Source organism: Burkholderia paludis (assembly GCF_000732615.1).
Taxonomy (GTDB): domain Bacteria; phylum Pseudomonadota; class Gammaproteobacteria; order Burkholderiales; family Burkholderiaceae; genus Burkholderia; species Burkholderia paludis.
In genome coordinates, this window is record NZ_JPGL01000028.1 from 103,616 (window position 1) to 111,177 (window position 7,562).

Annotated in this window: 7 protein-coding genes, 4 tRNA genes and 1 rRNA gene; all 12 read right to left on the reverse strand. The window is 59.4% G+C overall.

The window, feature by feature from the left end; translation table 11 throughout:
* Positions 1 to 243: 243 nt before the first annotated feature.
* Complete coding sequence (gene rplL / locus GQ56_RS0119075) at positions 244 to 618, reverse strand: 50S ribosomal protein L7/L12 (protein ID WP_006477198.1); 375 nt, start codon at positions 616 to 618, stop codon at positions 244 to 246.
* Between the two features lie 63 nt (positions 619 to 681).
* Positions 682 to 1,179, reverse strand: a complete 498-nt coding sequence (rplJ, locus tag GQ56_RS0119080) for a 50S ribosomal protein L10 (RefSeq protein WP_031400146.1) — start codon at positions 1,177 to 1,179, stop codon at positions 682 to 684.
* A gap of 295 nt (positions 1,180 to 1,474) precedes the next feature.
* Positions 1,475 to 2,173 carry a 50S ribosomal protein L1 gene (rplA, locus tag GQ56_RS0119085; protein WP_006482906.1) on the reverse strand — a complete coding sequence of 233 codons (699 nt, stop codon included), beginning with the start codon at positions 2,171 to 2,173 and terminating at the stop codon, positions 1,475 to 1,477.
* Entirely contained in the window at positions 2,174 to 2,605 is a 432-nt protein-coding gene (rplK, locus tag GQ56_RS0119090; RefSeq protein WP_006477201.1) for a 50S ribosomal protein L11, read from the reverse strand. It lies immediately after the preceding gene.
* Between the two features lie 141 nt (positions 2,606 to 2,746).
* A complete protein-coding gene (gene nusG / locus GQ56_RS0119095) occupies positions 2,747 to 3,304 on the reverse strand; it encodes a transcription termination/antitermination protein NusG (RefSeq protein WP_006400672.1) in 558 nt (185 codons plus the stop codon).
* Between the two features lies 1 nt (position 3,305).
* Positions 3,306 to 3,686 (reverse strand): preprotein translocase subunit SecE, encoded by a 381-nt coding sequence (secE, locus tag GQ56_RS0119100; protein WP_031400147.1) that lies wholly within the window; start codon positions 3,684 to 3,686, stop codon positions 3,306 to 3,308.
* A gap of 43 nt (positions 3,687 to 3,729) precedes the next feature.
* Positions 3,730 to 3,805, reverse strand: a tRNA-Trp gene (locus GQ56_RS0119105).
* A 59-nt stretch (positions 3,806 to 3,864) separates the two neighbouring features.
* Positions 3,865 to 5,055: an elongation factor Tu gene (gene tuf / locus GQ56_RS0119110; RefSeq protein WP_017333531.1), complete on the reverse strand. Its 1,191-nt coding sequence runs from the start codon at positions 5,053 to 5,055 to the stop codon at positions 3,865 to 3,867.
* A gap of 66 nt (positions 5,056 to 5,121) precedes the next feature.
* A tRNA-Thr gene (locus GQ56_RS0119115) sits at positions 5,122 to 5,196 on the reverse strand.
* Between the two features lie 24 nt (positions 5,197 to 5,220).
* Positions 5,221 to 5,294: transfer RNA gene (locus tag GQ56_RS0119120), tRNA-Gly, on the reverse strand.
* Positions 5,295 to 5,336: 42 nt separating this feature from the next.
* Positions 5,337 to 5,422: transfer RNA gene (locus tag GQ56_RS0119125), tRNA-Tyr, on the reverse strand.
* Positions 5,423 to 7,434: 2,012 nt separating this feature from the next.
* Positions 7,435 to 7,547: ribosomal RNA gene (gene rrf, locus GQ56_RS0119130) — 5S ribosomal RNA — on the reverse strand.
* Between the last annotated feature and the right edge of the window lie 15 nt (positions 7,548 to 7,562).

Here is a 7,562-nt window from a genome sequence, read left to right on the forward strand (position 1 = left end):
AACCGCTGGCTGACGGCAGCGGATGCCTGTGTTGCCCGCTACCCGACCAAACTTGCCTTCTGCAGTCGCTTCAGAAGACAAAGAGAACCGCCAATCGTGACCAATGACAACGATCAGGCGGTTTTCTTTGGCTTCTAGGGCCGATTATTCGGGCTCCCGAATGAGTGCCAGAATAACGTCCCCACAAAGCACAAAAAGGCCGGCGGTGAAAATACCGCCAGCCTTCGCACAGCGCGCCGAAACTTACTTGACTTCGACCTTCGCGCCTGCTTCTTCCAGCTTCTTCTTGGCTTCTTCAGCAGCAGCCTTGTCGACGCCTTCCTTGACGGGCTTCGGTGCACCGTCAACCAGGTCCTTCGCTTCCTTCAGGCCCAGGCCCGTCAGTTCGCGAACGGCCTTGATGACCGAAACCTTGTTGGCGCCGGCTTCAGCCAGGACGACCGTGAATTCGGTCTTCTCTTCTGCAGCAGCAGCAGCGCCGCCGCCTGCCGGGCCAGCGACTGCCACTGCAGCTGCCGACACGCCAAACTTCTCTTCGAACGCCTTGACCAGTTCGTTCAGTTCCAGAACGGTCATCCCTTCGACTGCTGCCAGGATGTCTTCTTTTGCGATTGCCATTTGAAATACTCCTAAATTGAATTCGGATACAGCCAGCGATCAGTAACGCTGATGCACGTTCGCTTACGCAGCTTCCGCTTGCTTCTTCTCGGCCAGCGCGGCCAGAGCGCGCGCGAAGCCCGAAACAGGCGATTGCATAACGAACAGCAGCTTCGAGAGCAGTTCTTCGCGGCTCGGGATGCTTGCCAGCGCTTGCACGCCAGCCTTGTCCATCACCTTGCCATCGAACGAACCAGCCTTGATGATCAGCTTGTCATTGCTCTTGCTGAAGTCGTTCACGACCTTAGCAGCGGCAATTGCATCTTCCGAGATGCCGTAGATCAGCGGGCCAGTCATCTGCTCTGCCAGCGGAGCAAACGGCGTACCTTCGACGGCGCGACGCGCCAGCGTGTTCTTCAACACGCGCAGGTAAACCTTTTGCTCACGCGCTTGCGCGCGCAGCTTGGTCAGATCGCCAACCGCAATTCCACGATACTCAGCCAGCACAACGGTCTGGGCCTTCGCGACTTGCGCGGAAACCTCAGCTACGACGGCTTGCTTGTCTTCTCTATTAAGCGGCACGGTTAGCCTCCAGAAACGATACGTTCGGCATGAACCTCACGTACCTCGTTCAACAACGGCGTCCGACCTCGTTAGGAGTATTTCCACCTCACGCCGCGAATCGCTTCACGGCCTGCGGCTTCACCACTGCAAAACTTTTTCGGGTTCGCCATCTGCGTTGGCTTGAATTAAGGGGATCACCCGACTGCTGCGCCCCACCAACGGTCTTTGATAACCGGTTGCTCGCCCTGCTGCACGAACAACCGCCCAAAGCCCATGTAGGCCGCTTCGCGAACGAAGCGGCCCGAATACTTGCTTACTGCGCTGCCAGCGTAGCCTGGTCGACACGCACGCCGACGCCCATCGTGCTCGACAGTGCGATCTTGCGCAGGTACACGCCCTTGCTCGTTGCCGGCTTTGCCTTCTGCAGCGCTTCGATCAGCGCCGACAGGTTCGAACGCAGCGCGGTCGGCTCGAACGATGCACGGCCGATGGTCGCGTGGATGATACCGGCCTTGTCGACACGGAATTGCACCTGACCAGCCTTCGCGTTCTTGACGGCGGTTGCGACGTCCGGCGTGACCGTACCGACCTTCGGGTTCGGCATCAGGCCGCGCGGGCCGAGGATCTGGCCGAGCGTACCGACGATACGCATCGTGTCCGGCGAAGCGATCACGATGTCGAAGTCCATCTGGCCAGCCTTGATCTGCTCTGCCAGGTCTTCCATACCGACGATTTCCGCGCCTGCTGCACGAGCCTGCTCGGCCTTTTCGCCTTGCGCGAACACGGCAACGCGAACCGACTTGCCCGTACCTGCCGGCAGAACGACCGAACCACGAACGACCTGGTCCGACTTCTTCGCATCGATGCCGAGCTGAACAGCAACGTCGATCGACTCGTCGAACTTCGCGCTCGCGCATTCCTTCACGAGGCTCAGTGCGTCTTCGATCGCGTACAGCTTCTGACGATCGACCTTGGCGGCAAATGCCTGACGGCGCTTGGAGATCTTAGCCATTTACACGCCCTCCACAGTGATGCCCATCGAGCGTGCGCTACCAGCGATGGTGCGAACGGCTGCGTCCAGATCAGCTGCCGTAAGGTCCGGCATCTTGGTCTTCGCGATTTCTTCGGCTTGAGCGCGCGTGATCGAACCGACCTTGTCGGTGTGCGGCTTGCTCGAGCCCTTGTCCACCTTCGCCGCCTTCTTGATCAGGACGGTCGCCGGCGGCGTCTTCATCACGAACGTGAAGCTCTTGTCAGCGAATGCCGTGATGACCACCGGCACCGGCAGACCCGGCTCCATGCCTTGAGTCTGCGCGTTGAACGCCTTGCAGAACTCCATGATGTTCAGGCCGCGCTGGCCCAGTGCCGGACCGACCGGCGGCGACGGGTTGGCTTTACCTGCAGGGATCTGCAGCTTGATAAAGCCGATAATCTTCTTTGCCATTTGTGAACCTCATTGGAACGCCGGAGGGGCGTTCGGTGAGTAATAACGCGCTTTCGCCGCTGGCTACTGACGCTCCTCAACGGCCATGACGCGGGCCGTAAGCGCGAAGGTGGGCAGCCGAGGCTGCCCACCGAATCGGGATCAAACTTTTTCGACCTGACCGAATTCGAGTTCGACCGGGGTTGATCGGCCAAAGATGGTGACCGACACACGCACGCGCGATTTTTCGTAGTTGACTTCTTCGACAGTGCCGTTGAAGTCCGTGAACGGGCCTTCCTTGACACGCACCATCTCGCCGACTTCGAACAGGGTCTTCGGGCGTGGCTTTTCGACGCCTTCCTGCATCTGCGACATGATCTTCTCGACTTCCTTCGGGGAAATCGGGGTCGGGCGGTTACGCGCACCGCCGACGAAACCGGTGACCTTCGCGGTGTTCTTCACGAGGTGCCACGTTTCGTCCGTCATTTCCATTTCCACCAGCACGTAGCCGGGGAAGAAACGACGCTCGGTTACAGCCTTGTGGCCGCCCTTGACTTCGACCACTTCTTCGGTCGGAACCAGGATCTGACCGAATTTGTCCTGCATGCCAGCACGTTCAATGCGCTCCTGAAGCGCACGTTGCACGCTCTTCTCCATACCGGAGTAGGCGTGCACGACGTACCAACGCTTTCCGCTCGGGGATGCCGGAGTATCGCTCATATCATTTCCAACCCAGAATCGCCGAGAAAATCACCCATTCGATCGATTTGTCACTCAACCAGAGGAAAATCGCCATCACGAGCACGAAACCGAACACGACGAGTGTGGTTTGCGTTGCTTCCTTGCGGGTGGGCCAAACGACCTTCCGGACTTCCTTGTACGAATCCTTGGCAAATGCGATGAGGCTCTTGCCAGGTGCGGACATCAGCCCGACGGCCACGCCGGCGATGAGACCTACCGCCAACGCGGCACCGCGGACATACCACTGCTGATTACCCAGCCAGAAGAAGCCCACGAATCCGGCCAAGACCAGCAATACGCCCAGGGCCAGCATCAGCTTATCGCCGGAGGTATTTACAGTTTCGACGGATGGATTCGCCATAACACCTTAAAACAAATGCCACGTAGGACACGTGGCTATTTTTTGGCAGGGGCAGAGGGAATCGAACCCCCAACCTTCGGTTTTGGAGACCGACGCTCTGCCAGTTGAGCTATACCCCTAAACCATGCTGGGGCCGGCTGTTGCCAGCCCCAAAACTGTCGATCAACGAATAACTGGCTTACTCGATGATCTTGGCGACGACGCCGGCGCCGACCGTACGGCCGCCTTCGCGGATTGCGAAGCGCAGACCTTCTTCCATCGCGATCGGAGCGATCAGCTTCACCGTGATCGACACGTTGTCGCCCGGCATCACCATTTCCTTGTCCTTCGGCAGCTCGATCGAGCCCGTCACGTCCGTCGTACGGAAGTAGAACTGCGGACGGTAGTTGTTGAAGAACGGCGTGTGACGGCCGCCTTCGTCCTTGCTCAGCACGTACACTTCAGCGGTGAAGTGCGTGTGCGGCGTGATCGAACCCGGCTTCGCCAGAACCTGGCCACGCTCCACGTCTTCACGCTTCGTGCCGCGCAGCAGGATACCAACGTTGTCGCCCGCTTGACCTTGGTCCAGCAGCTTGCGGAACATTTCCACGCCCGTGCAGGTCGTCTTCACCGTCGGCTTGATACCGACGATTTCGATTTCCTCGCCGACCTTGACGATGCCGCGCTCGACGCGACCCGTCACCACCGTGCCACGACCCGAGATCGAGAACACGTCTTCCACCGGCATCAGGAATGCGCCGTCAACTGCGCGCTCCGGCGTCGGGATGTACGTGTCCAGCGCGTCTGCCAGGTTCATGATCGCCACTTCGCCCAGCTCGCCCGTGTCGCCTTCCAGCGCCAGCTTGGCCGAACCCTTCACGATCGGCGTGTCGTCGCCCGGGAAGTCGTACTTCGACAGGAGTTCGCGAACTTCCATCTCGACCAGCTCGAGCAGTTCAGCGTCGTCCACCATGTCGCACTTGTTCAGGAACACGATGATGTACGGAACGCCAACCTGACGCGCCAGCAGGATGTGCTCACGCGTTTGCGGCATCGGGCCGTCTGCTGCCGAGCAAACCAGGATCGCGCCGTCCATCTGCGCTGCGCCCGTGATCATGTTCTTCACATAGTCAGCGTGGCCCGGGCAGTCGACGTGTGCGTAGTGGCGGTTAGCCGTTTCGTACTCGACGTGTGCCGTGTTGATCGTGATGCCGCGCGCCTTTTCTTCCGGTGCCGCGTCGATCTGGTCGTATGCCTTCGCTTCGCCGCCGAACTTCTTCGTCAGAACCGTCGTGATCGCTGCCGTCAGCGTCGTCTTGCCGTGGTCAACGTGACCAATCGTACCAACGTTCACGTGCGGCTTGGTCCGCTCGAATTTACCCTTGGCCATTTTCGACTCCCAAAAGGAATTTCACAGGTTGCGCCGCGCGCAAACAAGACACTGACTTTTTACTGCTGGTGCCCATGGGCAGGATCGAACTGCCGACCTCTCCCTTACCAAGGGAGTGCTCTACCACTGAGCCACATGGGCGCTTAAAGCTTCAACTTAGCGGTCTGGAGCGGGTGAAGGGAATCGAACCCTCGTCGTAAGCTTGGAAGGCTTCTGCTCTACCATTGAGCTACACCCGCACGGGCCACTAACGATTCCTGCCGCTCACTGCGCTGATATTCTGGTGGAGGAGGTTGGATTCGAACCAACGTAGGCGTAAGCCAACAGATTTACAGTCTGCCCCCTTTAGCCACTCGGGCACCCCTCCGTAGAGAACTGACGATTATGGGGGTGCATCGCACACCTGTCAAGCACATCCGGAAGATTATTTGCATTCTCTTCCCGACACCTGCCTTACCGCCGATTCTCGCGTCGCCCGGCTAAGGCGATGCTACTGATCGACACACATCCTCGTCAGACTCCGTTTTCAGCACCGACCTGGATCTTTGCTAAAAACGAAAGACCGCCATCATACGACCTCTTGAGCAGAATGCCAAGCGGGTAGATGCAAAAAATTTTGCAACTTTCGTGCCGGAGGGCTTCGGCGACCCGCTTTTCGATATTGCGAGCCTCCACATTCGATGTCATTGCGCTTCCCGCGGGCAATCTGCGCGGCAAGCTTCCCGTCGCTTTTCTGCGGTAGCGCCGGATACCCGGACAAGGCCTCCCGGCAGGATGCTCTAGCGATGGGACCTTGCCAAGCCAGCTTCAACGACAGACTCGATACCCTCTGGGCTACCGCCCACCTCCAGCCTGGATCCTCATGCGCTCGCCAACCACTGCGAAGGCATTCGACGCTTTGAGTGCCCACACTCTGCCCGACAGATACCTGGGCGCCACTCGAGCATGATCGCGGATATTCCATTCTCCCGCTGCACCGAGCCCTGATGACGTTGCGCCCCAACCATATCGACTACTGCACGTACATGATTGAGGCTGCCCCTTGACGCCGGCTGTCGCGGCTCTTTACGCGGCGCCGCGACTGCGCCGTCGCCGTCGGCCTGCCCTGGATTCGGCCTCCGATGCGCGCGGCCGCCCAGCGACGATAGCGCCCCTTCCTGTCGCCGCTACCAACGGCTATGACGCGCCGCAGGGTGAATCTTGTAGCTCAACCGGTTTCGCCGCACTCCCGCACGCTCTCGGCGACGACAGACATTAACGCCCCAGGCCAACCCCCTTTAGCTCGCCAAGGCTTCGCCGCGAAGGGCTGTGGTCCGCACCCACACTATCGAGTTGCCAGAAGCCATTCGCGGCCTGCGTCGAAGCGACTTAGCGCCGCAAATCCGGCTGGCAAACGTGACGCCACCGAGTGACCTGCGCGACCCCCAACCTCGCTCAGCTGGATACCATTACCTACTAGACCGGACTCCGGGCCAACGCACCTCTCGTCGCGTCCCTCAGACAACAGCGAGCCGATATTCGGCGCATACGCCCGACCCACCGTTCGCTACCTGGTGGTGCCAATGCCCTTTGGAACACCACACACCAGCTTGACCTCTGCGCCCACGCTCCGAGCACTTAGCCGACTACGCCCCCTTTTTCAGCCCGGAACAACTCAAATCGAAATACGCCACGTTAGATGAAAAATCTCGCTTGATAGCAGCACAATGAACTCCATAATGCATTTCCGTCGCTCGCACTTGACTGACATTAACCGTTTGGAATTTGCAACGGGAATTCGACGATCGCCGGATATATCTCACGGGATCCTATGGCCAAGTTGGCGCCCCGGATGACGACTTATACCGCGAGACATGCCTGACGGCGCGAGTGACGATTGGGACTTTTAGCGCGGGACGCCGCTCAATGCGCCGATGATGGAGCGCGATAGCCCCGCTCAAACGTTGGCGATACACGCCGGGCCGTATCCAGCGGCGATCAAATCTAGGGCAGGATGCTGCCAGATAGTCAGCGCGTCGGCTGACCTGGCGGCAATCGCAACAGACGGTGGATGACTTTCTCGATGTCACCCGCAGCCAGTGGCAGTTACCGAGGCTTGGCTGCCGTGTTCGGCGCCGTCGCACTCTCGCTAACCCTCGATGAATCGACGGTAGCTGGGCGTTGGCCCGGGGCCGATCGAGAGGGGTGGAGGGGCGCGCCTCAGAAGATTTCAGCGGTACAGAGCTGCGGGACGATCGGCACGCTATAGATCTGAATGACCTGGCCTACGTCGGCCGGATACGCTGAAGGAAGCACAACGCCCGATCCGGCTTCACTCGCATTTCCGTCGCTCAAATGCAAAAACCCCCGCCTTTCGGGCGGGGGTTCTTGGCTTAGGGAGCCTGACGATTACCTACTTTCACACGGGAATCCGCACTATCATCGGCGTAGAGTCGTTTCACGGTCCTGTTCGGGATGGGAAGGGGTGGGACCGACTCGCTATGGTCATCAGGCAAAGAGGGTTGTTG